The following is a 21,883-nucleotide window of genomic DNA, read 5'->3' as shown; positions in this document are numbered from 1 at the left end:
CCCGGCCGTAGGCCACTACCGATGAGCAGGGGAACCTCTACCGGCTATCGGTGTGATGGAGCGTCGTTGCTGATCAGGCCATGCCACCGGCGGTACGACGACCGAAGGCGAGCATGCCGCCGCCGAGCAGCAGCAGCGCCGCGCCACCGACCATCCAGGCCGTGCCGGCCGAACCGGTGTCCGGCAGTTGCTCGTCGTTGTCCTCGTCATCCTCCGGAGGTGTGGTCGGCTCCGGGCTGTCGGTCGGCTCGTCCGTGGGGTCCTCGGTCGGCTCTTCCGTGGGGTCCTCGGTGGGGTCCGGCGTCTCGGTCGGATCCGGAGTCTCCGTGGGGTCCGGAGTCTCGGTCGGGTCCGGCGTCTCCGTGGGATCCGGAGTTTCGGTCGGGTCCGGCGTCTCGGTCGGGTCCGGCGTCTCGGTCGGGTCCGGCGTCTCCGTGGGATCCGGCGTCTCAGTCGGGTCCGGCGTCTCGGTCGGCTTTTCCTCGCCGCAGACGAACCAGTTGCTGATCGCCCGGAACTTATCTCCGCCCTCGTACTTCGGCGGCCCTGTCATGTCTTTCTCGGCGCCGCCCGTGTAGACGCGGTACGGAGTGCCAGCCTTGATGAACACACCCGTAATGATCTTGTCGTCGTTGAGCAGTTCCACGTTGAGATACTGGTTGTCATCACCCGAAATGGTGCCCTTGACGTCGGCGTTGTCCGCGCCGCCACCGTTCTCGCTCTCGACCCGGATAAGCAGTTCTCCGTCAAGCCCCGCTTCCTCACAGGTCTTCGGATGGGGCTTCTCATATTCATAGAAGTCCGCGTGTGTAACGTGACCGTCTGCCGCGGTCACGGCCGAGGCGGTCGAGACGAGTCCTACAGCCAGGAGCGCACCACCGGTCAGCAGGCTGGCCATACCCGCGGAAAGCGCTAATCGGCCCCTATTAGGGCGCGTAGATGTCACAGAAGATGGCATGCGAAATACCGGCCTCTCAAATACTGCTACTAAGCAGGCCCCCCGAAGGCCTGGATCGCGCTACTGTGGCGACCAGCCCGAACTGTACACAAGGTACGGACCGGACACCAGATCCGACACGGCATAAAATTATTGTTGCCGCAACTGATTCCCGCGCATGTGACTCAACTCACCTCGATGCGCACTGTCGCCACCCGTGCCCCGGCTGCCGGGAGCACCCGCTGGTGTTCGGACCAAACCCGGTGTTTCAGGAGTCGGTGTTGCCCTCTTGCTGTTTGCGCCACCGAATGCCAGCTTCCAGGAACCCGTCGAGGTCGCCGTCGAAGACCGCCTGCGGGTTGCCTACCTCGTACTCGGTCCGCAGGTCCTTCACCATCTGGTACGGGTGGAGGACGTATGAGCGCATCTGATCGCCCCAAGACGCCTTGACGTCGCCCGCGAGCTCCTTCTGCTGCGCCTCTTCTTCCTGGCGCTTCAGGAGCAGCAGCCGGGACTGAAGGACCCTCATGGCCGCCGCACGGTTCTGGATCTGGGACTTCTCGTTCTGCATCGACACGACGGTGCCGGTCGGGATGTGGGTGAGCCGGACGGCGGAGTCGGTCGTGTTGACGCTCTGCCCACCTGGGCCGGACGAGCGGAACACGTCAACCCGGATGTCGGCCTCGGGAATGTCGATGTGGTCGGTCTTCTCGATGAGCGGCACCACCTCGACCGCGGCGAACGACGTCTGCCGCCGGCCTTGGTTGTCGAACGGGGAGATCCGCACCAGACGGTGCGTCCCGGCCTCGACGGAGAGTTTCCCGTATGCGAAGGGAGCCTTGACCTCGAAGGTGGCCGACTTCAGGCCGGCTTCTTCCGCGTAGGACGTATCCAGCACGTCGGCTCGATAGCCGTGCCGCTCAGCCCACCGGGTGTACATACGCAGCAGCATCTCGGCGAAGTCGGCCGCATCGACGCCGCCGGCGCCGGACCGGATGGTGACAACTGCTTCGCGCTCGTCATACTCGCCGGACAGCAGGGTCCGGATCTCGAGATCGGCGATGAGGCGCTGGAGTTGATCCAGCTCCTTACTCACCTCGGCCATCGCGTCGGCGTCTCCCTCATCGCGGCCGAGTTCCAGCATGACCGGCAGATCTTCGACACGCTGCCGCAGCTCACTCACCTTCCGCAGCTCGGCCTGCGCATACGAAAGCCGGCTGGTGACCTTCTGGGCACGGTCGACGTCGTCCCAGAGGTCCGGCGCGGCGGCCTGCTCCTCGAGTTCGTCGATCTGCTCCTTGAGCTTCTCCGGCTCGAGGACGTGCTCGACCCCGGCCAGCATTTGGGACAGTTCTTGGATCTCAGCGTCAATATCGCGTGTTGCCACGTCTCCCAAGGGTACGCGTCTCAACGCCCTCCCGACCCACGTCGCCCGGCCCAGCCACCGCGTGCCGGTGATCGTGAGCGGATTTTGGTTGTTTCCCGGCAGCAAAGCGCCTGGTGGGCACCCGCCGGAACAACCAAAATCCGCTCACGATCACCGACAGGGGGCGCGAGGTTACGGGCGCTTCCATTTATCCCTTTCCGGGGGCGCGAATGCCACCTGAGATCCGACATATACGTTGATGATCACTGATTCTCGGTACCTGTGGATAAACCGGATCGGGGGTTGAACGAGTCGGTCGTTCACGGCATGATCAACGCCTTGTATCGCCAATTCGACTTCTTCGGTGGGTAGAACATGTCATGGGCGCAGTCGAGATCATCGATGCCGAGGTGCGCGACGTCGTGCGCCGGGAGGGCATCGATCCGGTAACCCAACGTGACGCCGTCCGGCGAATAGTGGACGACGTCGTCAACGCCTACGGCGAGAGGAGTCTGGCCCGGCCGCTGCCCCCACTAGAAGACCCGGGCGCGGTCGCACGTTCGGTGACCGACATCGTGGCCGGCTACGGGCCACTTCAGCGATACCTGGATGATCCTGAGGTCGAGGAGATCTGGATCAACCAGCCGGACCGGATCTTCATTGCACGCCGCGGTCGCAGTGAACTGACCACCACCATCCTCACGGCCGACGAGGTCCGTGGCCTCGTGGAGCGGATGCTGAAAAGCTCGGGGCGGCGAGTGGACTTCTCCAGCCCGTTTGTCGACGCCGCCCTCCCTGATGGCAGCCGCCTGCATGTAGTTATCCCGGATATCACCTCAGAACACTGGGCAGTCAATATCCGCAAACACGTGCTCTATGCCACCGGTCTCGATGATCTAGTCAAGCTCCGTTCCCTCAGCGAGCAGGCCGCGGCATTCTTGGAGGCCGCCGTCGCGGCGGGGCTGAACATCATCGTCTCCGGCGGCACTCAAGCTGGAAAGACAACCCTCTTGAATTCACTGGTCTCCGCGGTTCCGGCCCGGGAGAGGGTGATCACATGTGAGGAAGTCTTCGAACTTCGCGCACCGATCGCGGATATCGTCCGCATGCAAACCAGGCAGGCCAGCCTGGAGGGCACCGGCGAGATCACATTGCGTCAGCTGATCAAGGAAGCCCTGCGGATGCGGCCGCAGCGCATCGTGGTCGGCGAGGTCAGACAACATGAATGCCTCGATCTGCTGATCGCGCTCAACTCCGGGCTACCCGGAATGTGCAGCATCCACGCGAACAACGCCCGCGAGGCGGTCACCAAGATGTGCACGCTGCCACTGCGTTAGTAACCGTCTACTTCCGATTGTCCAACGGGACCGACACAGCAATTCCACCGCTGGCCGGTCCCTCGATGCGGACTCGGGAGGTCCGACCGTGGCAACAACCATAACCACCGAACTGGAGACATCCGTACGAAGTCTCGCCACAGCGCTGAGCGCCTGGAACGGCGGGGATTACGACCCCGACAACCCGCACCAGCGCCAGGCGGCTACCGACTCCATCGAGACCATCGACGCGATGATCCAGGCTCTGCATCAGGCTCGATCCGAGCTGGTCACTCAGGCTCGACGCTACGACGATGCATCGAACGCCCGCACTGATGAGCTGCTGGCGCGTCTTCGCGCGGAGCGCGAGTGCCGGGAGATGGTGACGGCCGATGACCACGCCTGAGATTCGTGAGCAGGTTGACCGGGTGAGCGAGGCTCAAGCTGCCGTTCAGACGGCGCTTTGGAACCTGCAACGGCAGGTCGTGCGCCTGGACGTGCTCGTATCCGAGCGTACTGGAGACAGCGGCGCTCAGGATTCGTTGCCCTCTGAGTCGTCGCGATAACGCTCGATGAGCATGGCCATGAACTGGGACAGTGCGAGACGTCGCCGGGCGGCTTCTTGCTCAGCCCACGCCCACAGCGGCTCATCATCCGCCCGGATGTACAGGTTGAGGTTTCTGCCACGTGCCACGCTTATCAGCATGCGCTCCGCGTGGAGTCCACGCCTATAAGCGCGTATCGTGTGCATCGTCAACGACCAAACACAGAACGGCCCTGCCAGGTGCGTCCACACCAGACAGGGCCTAGGAACCCACCTAGTAGGAGGCAGGGACCATGCCAGACAGAGTACAAAGATCAGGACACACACCATGGTGTGATCATGTCCACATCGACCCCGGCGAGCGTTGCCGGGTGTACATCACCAAGATCCATGCCAGCGACGACACCAGTCACGAGCTGTCGGTAGAGCTGGTAGCCGACGCCGATGGACGACCACAGCCAATGATCATCGCGACCGGTCATATGCGGTTGAGCTGGTCGAGTTTTGGGAGACTTCTCAGTGCCTTGGTCGATGCTCGACGCAGATATGCGGGATCGTAATAAATATGACGACCACCCGGAGGCAAACAGTGAGTTCTGACAACTCGGCTCAACGCGCTGTCGATTTGATACGAAGTGTGATCAAGGCAACCGATATCCACGACTTTCACCCTGGTGATCTGGAGATGATCACGCAAGAGGCGAAAACGCAGTTGGTCGGCCTATCTCCGCAAGAGGTCGCCGCTGTGACGCTGGTGCTGGCCTCAATCGCGTCGTTCGCCATTGCCAACGTTGCAGAGCTGGCGAATCGGCCAGCCGCAGACGTTTTTGAGCAGATGATTGCACGCGCTCTGGTCATTAAATCTGAATCAGTTAAAGAAGATGGAGAAGTAGAATGAGAATGAGAATGAGAATGAGGAAAATTGGGTTAGCAATCATCGCCGCGCTCGTGGCGACAGCATGCGGCGGGGATGACGACAGCAACACAAACGCTGAGCCGATCTCCACGGCCGAAACCGAAGCAGCAACAGAAACAGAAACAGCAACGGCGGTTGAGACCGAACTTGATCCCGTTTGGAATGAGATCGGGATGTCGCCGGAAAACAGCGATGAGGAGATCACAACGGCCGCACTTGAGGTTGGGTTAGGTGACAGCACAGACATCTGTGGTGATGTTCGCTCGATGGGGTTGCATCCCTTCTCGAACAGTTTTACAGCCGAATTCTTAGCTTCGGACATCGGACAAGAGCTACAACCACACTGGGACTCAAAGACCACCTACGTATTCTTTCGCGATCTATGCTCTGACAACGAACAAGAAATAGAGACAGCGACAGAGCCTGAGCCCACCGAGACGCCGACGGAAGAAGACTACATCAAGCGTCAAGATGAGATGGTAGAGGTTATTCCAGCTCAGTTTGAAGAAATTGAAGACAAACTAATCTCCGAACTGGATGATGTGATCGAGTTCGACTATAGCCTGGAGAAGTTCGAGTTCAACACCATGAACCCGCCAGGTCGGTTCACGATGACAGTAAAGATTGACACTATCCGTCCCTATGAGGCGAGTGAAATAAAATCTGACATTGCCGCTTGGCTTGCGCCTCATTTTTGGCATCCAGAGAATCTAAGCTTCGCCTATGGTGAGGCATGGATGCTTCCAGATCTAGTCATCCGAGTCGATAGCCGAATCTATACATGCGAGTCTGAGATTCTCGTTGCTGCGGATACGTCCGGATCTAATAAACCTCACTGCAAGCTCAGCTTTTGAGCTGAGGTAGGCGAAACTTGCGCCCCTGGTCCATCACCGGACCGGGGGCGCTTTCGCGTCTATGACGAGGCGATCACAACTGCCGGGCCACCGTTGACTGGTTCGGCCACAAGGTTGCCGTCATCGTCTTCGCGCACAATCCAGCTCTGCGTCCTGAGCGTGGCTGGCCTCGGGTGGCGGTGTCGCTCCAGCGATTCAACTCGTTTCTCCATGCGGCGCATCCAGCCGTCCATCGTTTCGGGTTCGCTGGTGAGATCCACTAGTCGCCTCCTGTGAAGGGTGCTCGGTCAAGCGTGACCTGTATCCGCTCGCCACCAGCGTTTTCGGTGACCTGTACGCGGTCTACGACCTGCTCAGAGGTCACGGTGCGGCACATCATCTCTGTGCGGATTGGCACGCGCCTGCCCGGCACCAGGTCATCGATGGTCAGCGCCGTTCGGGGGTCGAGCGTGGCACCGGAGCCGACCCGCAGCCGTACCGGCACCGGGTTGCGTCCGGCCAGATCGAGCCTGGCCTGCTCGGCTAGAGCTTCGGTATCGACCGGATCGCCATCGTCGCGGCCTTCTGGACGCTGCGTGGTGAGCCGTTCGACCAGGCCATAGTACGGATCGGTCCCGCCAGCGTCTCCGGCGTGGCCTTCCCCATCGGTCACGGCGGCGTAGGTGCCGAAGTCCATGCCGTGGGCTGTGATGGTGATGTCGTCACCAACGAAATCGTTCTCGCTGACCGTGGCTGACGATCCGAGAGCATCGCTGGTGCGGTTGTAGATGTAGATGCTGCGCCCGACTGTGGCGAAATGCGCGCCAGCGGTCGCTAGGTCTTCCAGCTCATCGAGCACATATTTCTCAAAATCTAAAATCTCACGGCTCTGCCGGGTCACGTTGCTGGCATAAATTTGCAGAAATGGCAGCACATTGATAGGTGGGTTGAGATTTTCAAATCTGGCCAGCTCACTTTGCAAGATCAGGCGGGATCTATCGACCACTGAACGCCTGTTGTCGGTGTAGCCGGTTTTCAGGATGGCCCGCTGCGTCCAAATTAGCATGTCGCGGGCGGTGATCGTGACCGCCTCTCTCGACCACTGTGGGGTCATTACGACTCCATCCCACACCCGCTCGTTGCCCCGATAGATCACCAGCTCGTTACGCCACGGCTCGACCCTAGACAGTAGCCCGCAACACTCAGGCGTTGGGTTGATAACGGTCACCTGTGCCGAGCTGACGCTGTTGCGCTCTCGGGACCACGACAGGTCCGAAACATCCGTGATTTCACCGATGCGGACCATCCCGCTTCGATCGTACAAATATGCCGTGTGTGCTTCTGCGGGTATAGCCATCTATGAACGCACCGCCAACTGAACAGATGTAGTTACTACATCTGCGTCATCGGGTGCGAAATCGACCGTCATCATGTAACTCAATCCACATGACAGCTCGGGCCATGTCATTGGACCACCGCCAGAGCCGTAGATGAGATGGTCAGCAGTGAATTCCTGTCCTCCTGGACGCTCAACGGACACCCTTTGCGTCATTCCATCGAGCGTCATCGTTGAGTTTCCAGGGATATAGGAAACAATGAATTCGCCACACCATCCACATGGGTCGAGATCAGTGAACTCAGTGCGATTAAGCGGATTCGGATAGAACCTCACCCTTGCCTGTCTCACCGCTGTCGATGACCGGTTCTCCAGCTCGATAATGGGAACTGCGTTTTCCCATGGCGACAACAGGTCACCGGGTATCACAACCGTGCTGCGTCTGTAGGTCGTGACATCCTCCAGGCAGTCAGGTGGCGTCGGCGCACGTGGCGGGTCAGGAGGTTGTGGGCAGTTCGGATCGGACAACGGCGGAGGTGGCCCTTGATCCGGTGGGCAGTCGTCGGCAGCCGGAACGACCTGGCCGGTGTCGGCTGGCTGCCACTCGGGAGCCAGCGTGCGCCATATCCAGGGGATACCTGCGGTCATGGTCCACTCGATGCGAGCCACGCGCCCGGAGCATTCATCGTCGTCAAAACGCTCTAAGATCACCGGACCCTCGGTGACCGTGACGTCTCTGATCGTGCGGATGTACAGCTCTGCGCACTCGGCCGGATCGATCACCTGCCTGGATAGTGCGACGACCTCTGTCACATGTACGTCATCACCACCGAGCACGCTCACCTGTGGACGCACCGGACCTGAGTCATCGGGTGCTGTCACCGCGACCGGCATGGCAGCAAGGCTCATCACCGACCGCGAATGATCGGGACCACCGCGCCATGACACGTCATAGCCGTCGATCTCAGACTCGCCGTCGAAGTATTCGACTTCGGCTGTTCCTCTGCTCATGATCGCCTGTGAAATCCGCACGAGAGTCCCGGCTGGTACGTCACCACACGCTGTGATCTCCAAGTTCAGCGGCTGAGTTCCGGTGACGGGAATGGCTGTAAATGCAACCTCGGCCGGTTGTCCTGGTTGCAGAGTCACTCTGGCACCGATCAGTTCGTCGGTGCCCACGGAGATGCAGATCTCCGCGTCGGTATCGGTGACCAGCGCCGATGGCGACATGTCGGCAGTTCCGGTCCATGCAGCTCCCGGCATGCCTCCGTCGAAATAGTCCACAAATGGGTCACCGGTTGGTGTGACGATTGCGCCGTCCCAGTAGGCGTATCGGGCCGTGGCAGCCGCGCCATCATCGGTCACTAGAGTGGCCTGTAGCGTGACATAGGCTGCCTGCGCCGGGGCAGTGACGGTTCCGCTGACGTAGGTCCAGACTCCCGCAGGTGTCGCAACCTGGAAAGCCGCATGTTCAATGCCTAGGTTGTTGCCGTCAGCGTCGTAGAAAGTTGCCGAAAGTACGGATCTTGCATCTTCACCAGGGAAAGCATGAATACCAACGAAATAATCGCCACCACCATTTACGTTAATTCTAAACGGCGGTTGTTCATTGCCTACCTGCATACGTGAGACTTCACTGTCTACCAACCATGCGCCGATTATTTCCGCATACATCGAATAAGTGCCGGAGAAGGACTGGTCTGTAGATCGATGTAAGTCCCAAGCCTGGATATCATGCACCGACCACCCGTTGGCGAAACCGACACGCGGGTTTGGTACCAGATTGGTGCTCGTGGTGTCGATCTCCAGCGTGACTCGCCCTGACCACTCGTCGCCTGCACGCCCTGGAGCCCTGGCCAGCCCGGTCGCGATGGGATCGCCTTCGGCCAGGTCGGTTGTGATGCTGATCTGGCCAGCATCTTCATGGGCAAGCTTGGTGATCGTATTGGCGTGGCCATCCCACAGGTCAGCGTCGCGCCGGAACGTGGGGTTCGGTACCCAGTTGTCACGTCGCAACACGATTGGACCGGACTCATCCAGGGTCTCGCCATCGGCGTTGACGACAGCGACGTCAACGATCTGGCCATCCTGGAGATCGTCAAACGTGACCTCGTACGTGGTGTCATCACACGGAGGCTCGAACTCTGGGCCGGTGGCGATGGTCGGCAACTCCTGCACGCTGATGTGTCCCGATCGCCAACGGCCACCCTCGGTGGTCCAGCCCCAGCGCAGCTCTACCGGGTGCGCGACTGGTTCGGAGTTTGGATCAACCGTGCCTGATGCGATGTCCGGGCAGCACGAGAAAAAGCACAGGTCAGAGCCTGAACACCCGGCACACGGATTTCCGTCGAGCGCTCGTTTCAGCCATTCGAAACCTGCATCGAGCGCGCAATCGTCTGCGCCGAGCAGGACACCGGTCACGTTGATCTCTCGTACGCCGTGACGTACCCGACCGATCACGCCACCGTCACGAGTGGAGGAGAGCACTGGAGCTGTGCGGGTGGAGTCGGTCAGCCCGACGATGGACAGCGGTAGAAAACCAGCAAACCGGTACGTGTCAGGATTGTCCGGATCGAACCAGGAAGGCTCATCAAGAACAATCGATCGGTATTCACCATCGCCGAGTGCCTCAGCTAGCGTGTCACACTCATCACACGCCAAAAAGTCCCAGCCCGGAGCAATTTGCGGAGCGTAGTTATAGAAACGCTCAGCGTTGAATAACTCGATTCCACCGAATGAAAACCAACCCTTGTACGGCATTTTCTCACCTGCCCGATGTCACGAGTCGGTTCATGACCTTTTCAGCCACGATTTCGGGGTCTTGAGCGGGAGTGATCACATTTATGTTGTTGTTATTGGTGACCGGACGCATCGATTCGCTATCGCTGGCTACGAACGCTGGACCACTCGATGACTGACTACTGCTGAGTGCGATCTGTCGTCCAGATGCGCTGATGTCGGCACGTAGGTCCAGCTCAGACTGCATCTCGCGGGCAGCGGTATCTGCGATGCGGCGAGCAGATTCCAAGACATCGCCGGATGCGCTCATCGAGGAGGCATATCGACGGAAGATGTCTATTCCGAGAACTTCCCGCATGAACTTTTCAGCTCGTGCTCTCTCTGTTGCAAGATAATTGAGCGCAGCTTGGTCCGACATGGAATCCGGGATGCCACGAGCGATGAGTTCTAGATACGCGTCGACGTCACCGCGCTTGAGTGCCGACAGCTCCCGATCGGTGAATTCCTCAATATCGAGCAGCTTGACGTTGTCTCGTGCCGCCCTGGAAGCCGAATCCACCACCCGTTTCGTGGCGTCGATGATGTCTCGCTCTCCAGCGAGGATGCCCTCAGCGATGCCCTCGGAGATGGGCAAGCCAACGTCATCATTGAACAACTTCGATGGCGATGCGATCGAAGCGGCTGCACGTGCCGCCGCTAGAGCCGCTCTCACGGCTGCGACCGCTGCTGAGATGATGCGTCCAACACCGGCTGAGATGCCGGATGCGATACCGCTGCTGATGGCCTGGCCGACTGAGTAGGCGCCACTAGTCGAACCGGCTGCCGCTGAGATGGCCGACGACGCGACCAGGCGCCCAGCAGTGGCTGCCATCCTTGCGCGCGCTGCGATGCCCTCGGCGAATGCTCCGGTGAGAGCAGAGCCCGCCACGTTTGCAAAGGCTGCTGCCTGTTGCGCGGCCTCGATTACCTCCAGTGTGAGGCCCCTCGCTACGACAGTCACTAGTCGGGTAGTCCTAGACATCCCCTGTGCGAATGCCGCCGTGACCGCCATACCGACGACTGTTGCGGCTGCGGCTGCCTGCTCACCGGCACCGATAATGTCACCGGTTGCGCCGACCATGACCGACTGCGTTCCAGACTGACCGGCACGGATACCGGATGCCTCTGAGTCCATCAGGACAGTACCGGCACCGATGGCTTCTGTTGCCTTGCTAGTGGCTCCATCAACAGCGGCTCCGGTGGAGTCAACGGCCTGGTTCACCAACGATGGCTGCCCATCTTGGATTCCAGAAAGGAATCGAGATATGAACGAACCAGAAGCAAGTTCGGCAGATGAACCAGCCGCGTTTTCTAGCGGTTCAGACACTCCCAGTGCCTCAGCAACACTGGGCATCACATTATCTCTGATGTCTCCAGGCAACAGATTGAGAGGTTCTAGTGTTCCTGTTCTCATCGCCTCGCCTACAGCGTGAGAAACCAGCGCCTGTTCAGCTGCCATTTCCAGCATGGCATTACGGTTGAGATCGTTGATTTTCTGGAGTCCGGCCTCCATCTCGGCCAGGGCTTCGTCGTCATCGATGTTCGCCGCGATGATGGCTGCGATCTCCGGCGATTCTGCTGCCAGTTGGGCCAGACCCGTCATGCCCGTGGAGACGATCGTGTCCATATTGGAGACGAAATCTTCGGCATCCTGTTGCACACCGAAAATCGCGTCTGAAATATCGGACAGATCGAGTGCTCCACCGGCCTCGTTCATCCGTTGGACGGCTTCTATCCACTCTTGTGAACCGACTTCAAGTCCAGACAGATTGTCCGCAAAAGTGTCGTTTTCTTCAGCCATTCGCTGGACTTCAGCTACCCAAGCCTCAGACCCTGGCTCCAGTTCATTCAACTTGTCGAAAAACCCATCGAACCGTTGCGTCATATTCTCAAACGAACGAGAAACAACGTCATCGATTCCAGGAATCGATGACTGTAGTGTGGAAGAAAATGATTCGAACTCTGCCTGCACACCAGGAACCGCGTTTTCTAGCGTCTCAACCGATACGCCTAGCCTCTGAGCGGCTGCCTCGAAATCTTCAGCTGCGTGTTCTGATTCTTCCAGAATTTCAGCGAACGCGAGAAAGTCCTGCCCCGTGCCGGACACATCGAACGCGGCGAGTTTTTGTCCCGCCTCTTCAGTGGATTGCCCGAAATCATTAATCGCGTTGGCAGTCTCTTCCGCAGCGGCGCGCGCCTGGTCCAGCGCATACTCAGCCTGAGAGAGATGCTCTTCGGCCATCTCCTGGACCTCATCACCGGCACCAGCGACACTCTCCTGAACGGCTTCGAACGCAGCTTCGGCAGCGTCCAGGTCGGTTGCTGCCAGGCGAACGATCCCGTCGTTGATGTCGCCCAGGACTGTTTCGAGATTTCCGCCCTGGTCTGTCCACCCCGAGAAGGGATCATCGTTCCAGCGTACGAACAGGATTTTCGAAGAGTCGTCAACCGCGTTGATCCGGTCATCTAGCCTTCCCATCAGGTCGGTGGCAGCCTGACCGCCCGTACCTGCGATCTCTGACAGGGCGCGGTCTACCTCGTGCATCTCGGCGGATGCATCCGAGCCCAGCTTGCTGATCGCGCCGAGTCCGAGAGCGATCGCCGACAACGCCGCGATGGCCGGGTGTGCTCGCAGCAGATTCAATGCACCCGCCGCGCCACGAGCGGCGCGTTGTAGTGCGACAAAACCGGCCGCTGCGGCCAGTACCTCTGATGGGATATGCCCGATCACATCAGCTACTGCCTCGATCGCGGGAGCCAGAGCGAGAAACGCCTGGAGGGAGACTCCGGCTACTTCGCCCAGTGTCTCTGCCAATGGTGAGGCAGCCGCGATAAGATCCTGGATCTTGTCGATGTTGTCGTCGATGACGCTAACGAGCGGCCCGCCTAGGTCGGTCAGCAGCGCCTGAAACGATTGGCGTATACGATCTGTTGAGTCTGCCGAAGCTGCACCAGCGCCCCCTACACGCTGTTCCAGTGCCTCGAACAACGCGGCTTGTGCACCAGCAGTATCGCCCGCCTCAGCCAGAGACTGAACCAGATCCTTGGTGGCATCATCAAGAAAGATATTCTGCCGCTCTAGTCGCCGGAACGCGGCTTCTGGATCTTCCAGTGCCCTGCCTAAATCACGCGCCGCGTCCGGTATAGACCGACCCATCTCAGCAGCCAGGTCGATGGATAGTTCACGCATCCGGGTGAAGTCGATATCAACGTCGCCAGCGAACGATGCAATAGTTGCTTGCGCATCGATAAGTTCGGAAACGTCGATGCCAAATTCCAGTGATGCGGACTGAGCGAATTGTTCCATTTCGCCAGATACCAGACCAAGCTGGTTTCCCGTATTTTCGAGCTGATTTTCCAGCAGCGCCATCTCGGTATTGATCGCCTCAACAGTAGATACCGCTGAGCGAATCGTCGCCATCGTCGCGAACGCCGCAACGAGACGTGTAACTGACCCCTCTAGGGACCGTGCCCCATCATCGGCCTCATCGAACTCTGATGAGATATCTCCACCGACGCCATCAAAAGCCGCTTGTGTCCCTGCGGCAGCCGATTCCGCACTGGATTGCACACTGGAGAAATCAGCGTCAATTCCGGACAGATCAGACTCAATCGCGCTCGAAACACCAGCAAAAGCATCCTCAGACTGAGATGCAGCCGACTCAGCCCCGCTGGATATACCCGAGAAATCACCATCTATCCCGGAAACGTCTGATTCGACAGCACCCACCATAGAGTCAATGGCTGACTCTGCTTCAGATGCCGCCTGTTCGGCAGAGGCTGAAATACCGGAAAAGTCACCGTCGATGCCGGAAACCTCAGACTCAACCGTGTTCGCTAGGCCACTGACGGCAGCCTCGGCGTCCGATGCGGCTTGCTCGGCAGCATCAGAGATACCCGAGAAATCAGCAGAGCTTCCGATGTTGCTTAGTTCGCTGGCAGCCTGGTCCGATAGGCGAGAAAAAGCGTCGCTGAGTCGACGCGAGAATGCTTGAAGTTCTTGCTGGGCAGCAGAGCTATCGAGCGATACCTCTACGCTCGCGCTACCAACAACTTCGCTCATTTACGCTTAACCTTCTTACCAGCTAGCGGAGCATCCACGCCTGCCATGAACGCCGAAATATCGGCCTTGCTCTGCTTGCGTTTCTGCGGCTTCTGTTTGAGTCCTTTCGGTGGTGCATATAGCTGTTGCTCGAATTTCTTGCGAGCTGCATCATCTTTCCGATTATTCAGCAGGAACTGCTCGAAAAGACTCAGAAGTCTTCCGAGCTGTATTCCTCCTCCTCTTCGTCGTCCTCCGTAGAGGTCGAATCCGTGGCTGACACACCAGTAGTCGAAGCTTTCGAAGCTTTGGATGCAGGCGATACAGAGCCGTTCTGCGACCCACCATCTTTTCCCGACTGTTCCTCGGTCACCCACTGGACCAGTTCGCTGAGTAACGGAATGGGCATGCTCAAAGAGGCAAACTGTTCACGACTCTCTAGAGTCATCATCGATGAGAGTAGGGCTCGGAGTTTGCGCATCAACTCAACACTTGCTTGCGTCTTCTCCGCCTTGGATGATTCTTCATCCTTCTCAAGTTTTGCAGCCTTTTCTCGAGCTTCTTCGAACTCTGCGTAAGACGCGAGAGTCTCGATGCCATCCGGTGTAGGCTGAAAATAGAGTTTGATTCCATCGCCTAACTCAGCACAGATTTCCTCTGTACGGTAAGCGAACTTCTTAGTGGCCATGGACATCCCCTGGTCTCGACAGCGGAGATGCGGCCCAAACGCCAGCCATCCGAACTACAATCATTCTAACCGGAATTACTGGAGGTAGGCATGTCCGCACTACAGGAGATTAGGCATCTCTCCAGAATACGCCTGCGCGAAGAAGAGAAGAGTCTGCGTGAACACCCAAACTCGTTCTTTTCTAGGGTGATCAAGCAGCAGAGAGAAAGACGCAACCGCAAAGTAGAGACGGGGTTGCAGTTCCGTTCATGTGTCAGAAAGTGCGCACGTTAGAAGCGGGTGCTCCTAAGCGCATCAGTCAAAAATGGGCGACCATCGATATATCTCGTTCCATTGTGGATAAAGATCGCATAATCCGTGTTAGCCACAACCTTGTAGGTTATTGAGTCGGTCCCGACATCTGGACCATCAATGGTGATGTCTGAGCGCAATCTTCCAGAATCGACCGGTGCTGATGCGACCGCAGCGGCCTGCACTCGGCGTACATAGGCCAGCAGCCGCTGACCAGCAGGGCCACTCGGGTCGGTAGTCAGGCGACGGAACGCGTCGGCGTTGATGGTTACGGCCATGATTAGCTCTCCGGGCTATCAGACGGGCAGCCACACGGCCGACCGAGATCAACTGTGACGGTTCCGAACACAGCGGAGCAGCCGCCGTTTGGTGGAGCTACCTGTACTCGGCCGATCAGGTGCGGAAAGACGCGTTTGCGGCCTAGCGCTGGCTGTGCCAGGCAACACTGCACAGCCTCGTAAAGCACCTGTGCATCGGTGTGCATGGTCAGCGCGTGCTGGCTGAGCTGCTCACATGTCGGGGCGACACCCTGGCGGCTGACAGTTGGCGCACACCGTGTGAGTCGGTATCCATATACGACAGCCGTGGATTTCGCCGGATCACACCCGGCAGGTTGTCGGACGGTGTTGCTCGGCGTCGGGAACGTGTCCGATGGGTAGAGCGAGTCCACCCATACCCGAAGCTGACCGCCGTCCTTACAACAGTCGTCATCGACCGGTGTCCCGGCTACCACGCACGTACTCGATGGGCACCCTGGATAGTGCTCGATCTGGTCGGCGACCTGATCGAGATATGAGCAGATGCAGCTCAGTAGGTGTTCGGCCAGGAACGCTACGTCGTCGTGGTTTCTCATGGCCACACCTGCTGACGAGATCGGGGCAGGTCAGGCGAGTAGACACGCGCTGGTTGCGAAAGCCGTTCCGGATTCACCAGGTCTAGAAAGAGTGCGTCGATTTCGTAGATCCCGGTGCGGTCATTGGTCGAGTTGCGTTCGCGTTCGACTGTCACGCCCTGCCTGGTGATCCTGACCCAGTTCGACGGCAAGCGACACGAGTCGTCGCCTTCGCAGGCTTTGATCAGCTCGGCCACCAGTATCGACACGGCCATGACGCCATGCACCGGAACTGGCAGACCCAGCTCGTAGCGCACAACAAACGTGCCCGGCTCACCAGCTGGTTTCGTCATGTCCTGACACGCTGGCCAGCAGCGACCGTTCTGAGCGACCAGCAACGCTGGACTGTCGACGCGATAATCAGCCGGATCGACCACGGCACCATCGATGAGGACTTCGGTGATGCTCGCGACTGGTGCCTGTAGCTGGACTTCGCACATGTCCACGCACGAGCAGGAATCACGCGTTTTGCATCCACACGAACCGTAGTCGTTAAACCACTTGCCACCCTGAATATATGGCTGCATCACACCACTGCCGACCCAGATGGGGGTATCACCGCAACGTTTACGGCATGGCCGGACCTCTGCTGGACATGGACCGAACCGACGACCTGACATCTCATAAAGGATTTGAGAGGCGATCCATTCCATACGATCTAGCAGGTCGGGATCAACGTTTTCCGGATCGAGACTCGTGCATGAGTAGTCTGTTGGCCATTTCTGGCAGACATCAGTAGTCAGCATTGGCCTACCTCTCAAACCTACTCGGTTCTGGAAACCGCTGTCTGATAAACACACCAACCTGCCCGCGTTTGAACGAATCGTCACTGGTGGAGATGATTGGCCGTCTACGATCAAACGCACTCTTCGTAGCCACTTTTGGGTCTTGAATCCGCTGACCACCCAGACCAACGAGATTTCCGTAAAGCGACCGCTTATGAAGAGGATTCACATGCTTGCCGATCTCCAGCGCCTTGAGCATCAGCGTTTTGTCTAGGACCATCGGTACGTGAACCTCATAGGAGAGCGGTTGGTGATGTCCCAGCTCGGTGAGCAGTTTCAACGTGTTTTTCGCGCCCCGCAAATACGGACCAGCGAGCCGCCTGTTCTTGGCGAACTCAGACATTAATCCTCGGTGATACACGGGAACGTTATCGAACTCACGCATCAGAAACATGTCGTCGTTCAAATAGATGAACTGCTCAGAGACGCCGTCAGTTTCGCACGCCTTTTTTAACGCCGTGGTGGTGTTTTTGTATTTTGAGCCGGCCTGCGACGTGCGAATGTGATTCACATTTGCTAGCCAAGCCGGTTTTCCACCGATCACCCATACCTTGCTGAATGAAAGGTGGGCATCCCAACTACGCAGCGCGTACCGAAGCTCTTCGTTCTGACCACTGCGTAGCGGGATGACAATATCCACCTGTTTAGCTCTCCGGGCTTTCTGGGCTCTCGCAGGGCACGTCCAGATACGTGCATTCAGCTTCCGGCGGGGCAACAGTCGTCGGGAATCCGCCACGGTGGGCGTCTTCCGGCACCGGCTGAAGCAGCGGGCCGGGGTCGCCGTTCTCGTCGCGATCGACGTCGTTCCAGGGACCAACGCCCCAGCGCGACGCACGCTTGGTGCGACCGGTGTAGGTGAAGGTCACGCCGTCATCGCCCAGAGTCAGGTCACCGAGGCGACCGTTCGTCAGCCACGGCAGCAGGAAGTAAAACCAGACGCCCTCGCCTTCGTCCTCATCGTCTGGGCAGGCGACGTCTTCCGACATGTCGGCCCATGCCTCGATAGCAATACCACCACGGCAACGGATGGTGGTGTCCCACCATCCCTTAACGTTACCTTGTGCATCGAAATAGCCATCGTTGCCTGTCAGCAACTCGACTAGCTCCGGAGATGCGGCAAAAAACGACAGCGTGACGTCGTAGCCTTCGAATTCGACACAGCGTTCCCGAAGACCACACGTCTTACCATTCGCTGCGGTAAGGCGAATTTCACCGGGCTCGTTAATGCGAGCTGTCATACCCAGCTCAGCAACGCACTCCATCACAAACGCGTTGTTCGCGCCACACACTGGCCGACCACAGTTGTCTACCCTGGTGATACGAACCTTATCGAGATTAATAATTGCCGGACAATTGGACATATCCGATCCTTTCTTTCGAAAGGTTCGGCCCATTCGCCAGCAACCTGTTACTTTGCCTTCGTGATTGCAGATCTATCGCTTAAACCGGTCAAACAGCAGCTTGATAGCTGAAGCTGTAGTGAATACTATGCTGGTTTGTGTTAGCTGCCCGGAGCCAGAAGTTCACAACTTGGGGGTCGGTAGGGGTGTAGTTGACAGATCCAACTGTCACTGGTGCATCAACGACATTCTGGACGGCTGTGATGACACCGGTTACCAGATTGTTGCTGCCCGTCGAAGGGACGGGCAGATCTACACTGATAGATGAGAACGCATTCGCAGTGGCCACTGTTGCTCTAATAAAACCGTGCGCAAAGACTCGGTCATACACTCTAATCCACGAATAGTCGTACCCGATAGCCACGGACACGCCATTCTCGTTTGAGAATGTTGGTGCATGACTTCCCGCATCAAATGGTTTAGCCCACTCAACAGTAGTACCGTCGGTAACGAGAACTTCTCCATCAGCTCCAGGAGCTACACTAACAACAGGATCACCCTGAGTCGGTGTCACGTCGATGACTCCTTCTCCGGTGACGCTATCTACGAGTCCTCCACCTGGAGATTCTTCTCCACCGCCGGTATCAATGATGATTGGTGCCTTGCAGCATCCCATCACTCATCCCCCTTCTGGAACGGCTCCGGAAGCTCACCGAATTTCACGCTGACTGTTTCTGTCTCAGGCTTCGGAGCACGTTTGCGAGCAGCCTTTTTCACTGGCTTTGCTGTCAGGTCGTCTCGTACAGCCGGTGGGTCGGTTTCCACCTGAACCGTCTCTGGCTCAGCGGCAGGCTCATCAGGTGTGACGGCCGTTTGAGGCTCAGGCTCCGGATCTAACGACTTCACGACCACTTCGGCCGCACCGTCCTCGGTCTTGCGAAGCCTTACCTGGCCGTTTGTCGCCGGAACAGAGCTTGGCGAAGCTCCCCGATATGGCCTGCTGTCGATAATCGCACCCATTAAGAGATATTCAGGTACGACAGACAGCAGCCCCACAGGCAAACCGAACTCGGTAGAGGAGACGGTTCGCACGTTGTATTTGTTGGCAACCAGCCATCTCGCGAACGCTTGACGATCACGCGGTTTCACTCTCACGATTTGTTTAGCCATTTAGCACCCACAACAAGAGATATCGACTCGGATCGCCTCTACGACACACGCGACCTGGACGACAAAAGACCGCTCAGCCAGAACCATCCGGGCGTTGGTGCGGATGTCGATGGCGGCTGAGTCGTCATCGGGTACCAGGCTGGCTGGCTCGCGACGAACGATCATCGGCCCGGTCGCATAGATCCATGCCTGTCCTGGTGGAGCAGGCTGCCCGTCTGGGCCGATGTTCGCCGAGCCGTACCCAGCGCCGAACGCTACGCGGTGGCCCATCTCGGTGATCTTGCGCTGACCCTCGCGATGTGCCAGATGAAACCGGCTGAAGAACGCGCTCAAACCCGGTGGTACGTGAATCACACCCGTGCCACCGAAATCAATCGCAAGCTGGTTTTCCAGGTAGGCCAGCGCCTGTACCACTCCGAGCGGAGCATCACCGGCCGGAGTCAGGTCGTGTACCGGGATCTGGCCGTCTCCACCTGTTGCCAAAATGTCGACCAGCACTGCTTCTTCCAGCGCGCGTTGTTCACCAAGTAACAGACCCTGACGGGCAGCAGAGCGAGCCTCATTGAATGACTCGCCCATAGTGCTGCATTCGTGTCCGTAGTAGACATTTATTGCATCAGCGCTTCGATCGCTAGGCCGGTTGAACTGCTTGGCCGTGTCGAACGGTGACTCCGGCGCGCCTGGTGACTCGGGCGACTCAGGCGATTCCGGGTACACCGGAGACTCGTCCCCGATGCACTCGTCGTCCCAGGTGAACGCCTGACCACAGGTGGTGTCCATCCACGACACGCCAAGCATCTCGTGTACGTCGTCCACATCGACCACGGTCGCCACCGACAGCAGCCCGAAGGGCAGCGGTGTAGAAACTGGGCCATCGACCAGCTTGGTGATGGTAGGCATAGCTGCCCTCCTATCGAGGTAGTGGAGCTGGACGGTGTCGTGTGCGAGACCAGGGGGGTACGATCAGCGACACCGCCCAGCAGCTCATGGGCTTAGCTCTCTGCGCCGATGGACTCGAAGTCTGGCGCTGGGCAGTCCAGGATCGTCTGACCACCTGTGACGCCATCGGCGCAGACCGGGACTCTGAGCAGGCGAACCTCAGGCGAGCGGTCCACTAGCGCCACGCACTCCTCGGAGAACAGCGCCGTGTGGTCGTTCGTCTTCAGTTTCTCGGAGTCATAGATGACACCGAGCTCGATCTCTTCGCCACGGCCCAGTTGGAGAGATCCAGCGGCGTACATCAGCACATCGACCCCACCTGGCCATTCGGTGGCCGGTTCGTCGCGTCCGAGAGGCGATATGTCGCCGACGTAGAGCCCCTTGGCGAACTGGATGGCAACGCCCAGGCGGGCGAACGCCTGCGTGATCACAGCCGGGTTGACCTCATCAATGGACACACCGTTGCGGCGTGCGATGTCGGCGAGCATCTGGTTACGCAGCCACCAAGGTGCGACGATCTCGACACCGATCGAGTCGCACAGCGAGTACCGCTCGGTGTAGTCGCTGACCTGGAGCGCAACCGCGTTGAAGAACGCCGAGAACGCGCCGAATGTCTGCGGCAGCTCAACGATGGTGGCCTCGGACACAGCCTGGTCGAACAGCAGTTTGCGAAGTCGCAGTTCGTGCGCGACCATCGCGAGTTCGCGGTAGTAGTTGATCCGCTCCGGGAAGAACTTGTCAGACAGGATTCCGGATTCCAGGCACACGCCAACCGCATCACAGCGCACGTGCTCCGGGTCGGGGCACGGGATGTGATAGCAGGGCTTCTCACTACCCGCGATGTCGGCGGTTTCGGTGTGGACGAACACCAGCTCGGATGCGTCCAGAGGCACCGGCTTAAAGAATTGCAGGCCGCCACGGGTGAGCTGAATTTCTGGCAGGTTCCACTGCATATCCGCACAAGCGATCTGCTGGATATCGTAGATCGTCTCGGATGGCGAACACCAGCCGCCGCTGGCCACCAGATCTTTCTGAGGCAGGCGAGACTGGCTGGCAGCGTGGCGCACCAGCTCGGTCCCCTCGGTCACATCCGGGCCAGACGAGATCAGATCAGATGCGAACGGCAGCGCGTAGGTTGCGGCAAGGATTTTATGGCTCGACTTGCCACCTGTGCGCACTGACCTCGCAGCGGTGTGAATGGCCTGGCTGAGCGAATCCAGACCCAGCGCCTGGTTCGGCGCGAAACCATTAACGCTGCTCGATGCAGTGAACTCGACGCCGCGATTCGCGACCGTCAGCGGCCGGTTCTTCAGCGCTGGCGCGATGTTGATGCGCGGCCGACGCTCAACCGCGCCAGCCGAAGCGGTGACGTCGTCGCCATCAGCATCAGCATCAGCATCGCCTGGTTCATCATCGCCAGCATCATCTGCCGGGGCAGTCGCGGCTTTGCCGTGGAACCGGTCGGACAGCTTCGCGATCTGATCGGCTGTCGATTCGGCTAGCTCGACTCGTTTTCCCTGCTCAGCGCGAGCAGCATCAGCGAAATCGGCCAGCGCAGTAAGTCGAGACAGATGCGCATCATCAACGTTGGTTTCCGCAACCTTGGAGTTGAATTCCTCGGTGGCATCGGTGAGCGCCTGCGACAGATCCTCATCAGTCAGGGCGCTGAGATCAGTGGGGATCTCAAAAGACATGGTGCCTACCTCCGTG

General features: G+C 58.8%; 19 protein-coding genes and 1 pseudogene. 4 read left to right on the top strand and 16 right to left on the bottom strand.

Annotated elements, in window-relative coordinates:
• Positions 1 to 73: 73 nt before the first annotated feature.
• Both F7O44_RS16430 and prfB read right to left on the bottom strand, forming a co-directional pair.
• Positions 74 to 898, bottom strand: coding sequence for an LPXTG cell wall anchor domain-containing protein (locus tag F7O44_RS16430; RefSeq protein ID WP_187361380.1), 825 nt, complete (start codon positions 896 to 898; stop codon positions 74 to 76).
• A 307-nt stretch (positions 899 to 1,205) separates the two neighbouring features.
• Positions 1,206 to 2,324 (bottom strand): peptide chain release factor 2, encoded by a 1,119-nt coding sequence (gene prfB, locus F7O44_RS16425; RefSeq protein ID WP_162451343.1) that lies wholly within the window; start codon positions 2,322 to 2,324, stop codon positions 1,206 to 1,208.
• A gap of 359 nt (positions 2,325 to 2,683) precedes the next feature.
• Between prfB and F7O44_RS16420 the strand changes: the two are divergent.
• Both F7O44_RS16420 and F7O44_RS16415 read left to right on the top strand, forming a co-directional pair.
• A pseudogene (locus tag F7O44_RS16420) lies at positions 2,684 to 3,634 on the top strand (TadA family conjugal transfer-associated ATPase); the annotation flags it as partial.
• Between the two features lie 94 nt (positions 3,635 to 3,728).
• Positions 3,729 to 4,025: a hypothetical protein gene (locus F7O44_RS16415; protein ID WP_162451341.1), complete on the top strand. Its 297-nt coding sequence runs from the start codon at positions 3,729 to 3,731 to the stop codon at positions 4,023 to 4,025.
• A gap of 126 nt (positions 4,026 to 4,151) precedes the next feature.
• On the opposite strand, the gene F7O44_RS16410 is transcribed toward F7O44_RS16415, so the two are convergent.
• On the bottom strand, positions 4,152 to 4,313 hold the full coding sequence (locus F7O44_RS16410) for a hypothetical protein (RefSeq protein ID WP_162451340.1): 162 nt from the start codon (positions 4,311 to 4,313) through the stop codon (positions 4,152 to 4,154).
• A gap of 164 nt (positions 4,314 to 4,477) precedes the next feature.
• The gene (locus tag F7O44_RS16405; protein WP_162451339.1) at positions 4,478 to 4,645 is read right to left on the bottom strand and encodes a hypothetical protein; all 168 of its coding nucleotides are present in this window, start codon (positions 4,643 to 4,645) and stop codon (positions 4,478 to 4,480) included.
• A gap of 155 nt (positions 4,646 to 4,800) precedes the next feature.
• Here F7O44_RS16405 and F7O44_RS16400 point away from each other — a divergent pair, with 155 nt between their 5' ends.
• Entirely contained in the window at positions 4,801 to 5,061 is a 261-nt protein-coding gene (locus tag F7O44_RS16400; RefSeq protein WP_162451338.1) for a hypothetical protein, read from the top strand.
• A gap of 14 nt (positions 5,062 to 5,075) precedes the next feature.
• A complete protein-coding gene (locus tag F7O44_RS16395; protein ID WP_222851422.1) occupies positions 5,076 to 5,933 on the top strand; it encodes a hypothetical protein in 858 nt (285 codons plus the stop codon).
• A gap of 259 nt (positions 5,934 to 6,192) precedes the next feature.
• Here F7O44_RS16395 and F7O44_RS16390 read toward each other — a convergent pair whose 3' ends face one another.
• From F7O44_RS16390 to F7O44_RS16335, 12 genes are all read right to left on the bottom strand, one after another.
• Positions 6,193 to 7,218 carry a hypothetical protein gene (locus tag F7O44_RS16390; RefSeq protein ID WP_162451336.1) on the bottom strand — a complete coding sequence of 342 codons (1,026 nt, stop codon included), beginning with the start codon at positions 7,216 to 7,218 and terminating at the stop codon, positions 6,193 to 6,195.
• Positions 7,219 to 7,269: 51 nt separating this feature from the next.
• Complete coding sequence (locus F7O44_RS16385; RefSeq protein ID WP_162451335.1) at positions 7,270 to 10,008, bottom strand: hypothetical protein; 2,739 nt, start codon at positions 10,006 to 10,008, stop codon at positions 7,270 to 7,272.
• Positions 10,009 to 10,012: 4 nt separating this feature from the next.
• The gene (locus tag F7O44_RS16380) at positions 10,013 to 14,089 is read right to left on the bottom strand and encodes a phage tail length tape measure family protein (RefSeq protein ID WP_162451334.1); all 4,077 of its coding nucleotides are present in this window, start codon (positions 14,087 to 14,089) and stop codon (positions 10,013 to 10,015) included.
• Positions 14,090 to 14,279: 190 nt separating this feature from the next.
• Positions 14,280 to 14,756, bottom strand: coding sequence for a hypothetical protein (locus F7O44_RS16375; protein WP_162451333.1), 477 nt, complete (start codon positions 14,754 to 14,756; stop codon positions 14,280 to 14,282).
• Between the two features lie 269 nt (positions 14,757 to 15,025).
• The gene (locus F7O44_RS16370) at positions 15,026 to 15,325 is read right to left on the bottom strand and encodes an HK97 gp10 family phage protein (protein WP_162451332.1); all 300 of its coding nucleotides are present in this window, start codon (positions 15,323 to 15,325) and stop codon (positions 15,026 to 15,028) included.
• Positions 15,326 to 15,896: 571 nt separating this feature from the next.
• Positions 15,897 to 16,685 carry a hypothetical protein gene (locus tag F7O44_RS16365; RefSeq protein WP_222851421.1) on the bottom strand — a complete coding sequence of 263 codons (789 nt, stop codon included), beginning with the start codon at positions 16,683 to 16,685 and terminating at the stop codon, positions 15,897 to 15,899.
• A gap of 4 nt (positions 16,686 to 16,689) precedes the next feature.
• On the bottom strand, positions 16,690 to 17,364 hold the full coding sequence (locus tag F7O44_RS16360; protein ID WP_162451331.1) for a hypothetical protein: 675 nt from the start codon (positions 17,362 to 17,364) through the stop codon (positions 16,690 to 16,692).
• 4 nt (positions 17,365 to 17,368) lie between these two features.
• A complete protein-coding gene (locus tag F7O44_RS16355; protein WP_162451330.1) occupies positions 17,369 to 17,962 on the bottom strand; it encodes a hypothetical protein in 594 nt (197 codons plus the stop codon).
• Positions 17,963 to 18,173: 211 nt separating this feature from the next.
• Complete coding sequence (locus F7O44_RS16350; RefSeq protein WP_162451329.1) at positions 18,174 to 18,740, bottom strand: hypothetical protein; 567 nt, start codon at positions 18,738 to 18,740, stop codon at positions 18,174 to 18,176.
• Positions 18,740 to 19,234, bottom strand: coding sequence for a hypothetical protein (locus tag F7O44_RS16345; RefSeq protein ID WP_162451328.1), 495 nt, complete (start codon positions 19,232 to 19,234; stop codon positions 18,740 to 18,742). Before F7O44_RS16345 ends, F7O44_RS16350 begins: the two co-directional genes overlap by 1 nt.
• Complete coding sequence (locus tag F7O44_RS16340; protein ID WP_162451327.1) at positions 19,235 to 20,134, bottom strand: cupin; 900 nt, start codon at positions 20,132 to 20,134, stop codon at positions 19,235 to 19,237.
• A 92-nt stretch (positions 20,135 to 20,226) separates the two neighbouring features.
• Entirely contained in the window at positions 20,227 to 21,867 is a 1,641-nt protein-coding gene (locus tag F7O44_RS16335) for a major capsid protein (protein WP_162451326.1), read from the bottom strand.
• Between the last annotated feature and the right edge of the window lie 16 nt (positions 21,868 to 21,883).

This window comes from Phytoactinopolyspora mesophila (genome assembly GCF_010122465.1).
GTDB lineage: Bacteria > Actinomycetota > Actinomycetes > Jiangellales > Jiangellaceae > Phytoactinopolyspora > Phytoactinopolyspora mesophila.
This window is presented reverse-complemented; position numbering and strand designations above follow the sequence as displayed.

Coding starts and splice junctions, on each gene's coding strand:
- F7O44_RS16430 (WP_187361380.1), bottom strand. CDS start 898: ATGGCCAGCCTGCTGACCGGTGGTGCGCTCCTGGCTGTAGGACTCGTC.
- F7O44_RS16405 (WP_162451339.1), bottom strand. CDS start 4,645: ATGACCGGTCGCGATGATCATTGGCTGTGGTCGTCCATCGGCGTCGGC.
- F7O44_RS16395 (WP_222851422.1), top strand. CDS start 5,076: ATGAGGAAAATTGGGTTAGCAATCATCGCCGCGCTCGTGGCGACAGCA.
- F7O44_RS16390 (WP_162451336.1), bottom strand. CDS start 7,218: ATGGTCCGCATCGGTGAAATCACGGATGTTTCGGACCTGTCGTGGTCC.
- F7O44_RS16385 (WP_162451335.1), bottom strand. CDS start 10,008: ATGCCGTACAAGGGTTGGTTTTCATTCGGTGGAATCGAGTTATTCAAC.
- F7O44_RS16380 (WP_162451334.1), bottom strand. CDS start 14,089: ATGAGCGAAGTTGTTGGTAGCGCGAGCGTAGAGGTATCGCTCGATAGC.
- F7O44_RS16375 (WP_162451333.1), bottom strand. CDS start 14,756: ATGGCCACTAAGAAGTTCGCTTACCGTACAGAGGAAATCTGTGCTGAG.
- F7O44_RS16370 (WP_162451332.1), bottom strand. CDS start 15,325: ATGGCCGTAACCATCAACGCCGACGCGTTCCGTCGCCTGACTACCGAC.
- F7O44_RS16365 (WP_222851421.1), bottom strand. CDS start 16,685: ATGCTGACTACTGATGTCTGCCAGAAATGGCCAACAGACTACTCATGC.
- F7O44_RS16355 (WP_162451330.1), bottom strand. CDS start 17,962: ATGACAGCTCGCATTAACGAGCCCGGTGAAATTCGCCTTACCGCAGCG.
- F7O44_RS16350 (WP_162451329.1), bottom strand. CDS start 18,740: ATGGGATGCTGCAAGGCACCAATCATCATTGATACCGGCGGTGGAGAA.
- F7O44_RS16345 (WP_162451328.1), bottom strand. CDS start 19,234: ATGGCTAAACAAATCGTGAGAGTGAAACCGCGTGATCGTCAAGCGTTC.
- F7O44_RS16340 (WP_162451327.1), bottom strand. CDS start 20,134: ATGCCTACCATCACCAAGCTGGTCGATGGCCCAGTTTCTACACCGCTG.
- F7O44_RS16335 (WP_162451326.1), bottom strand. CDS start 21,867: ATGTCTTTTGAGATCCCCACTGATCTCAGCGCCCTGACTGATGAGGAT.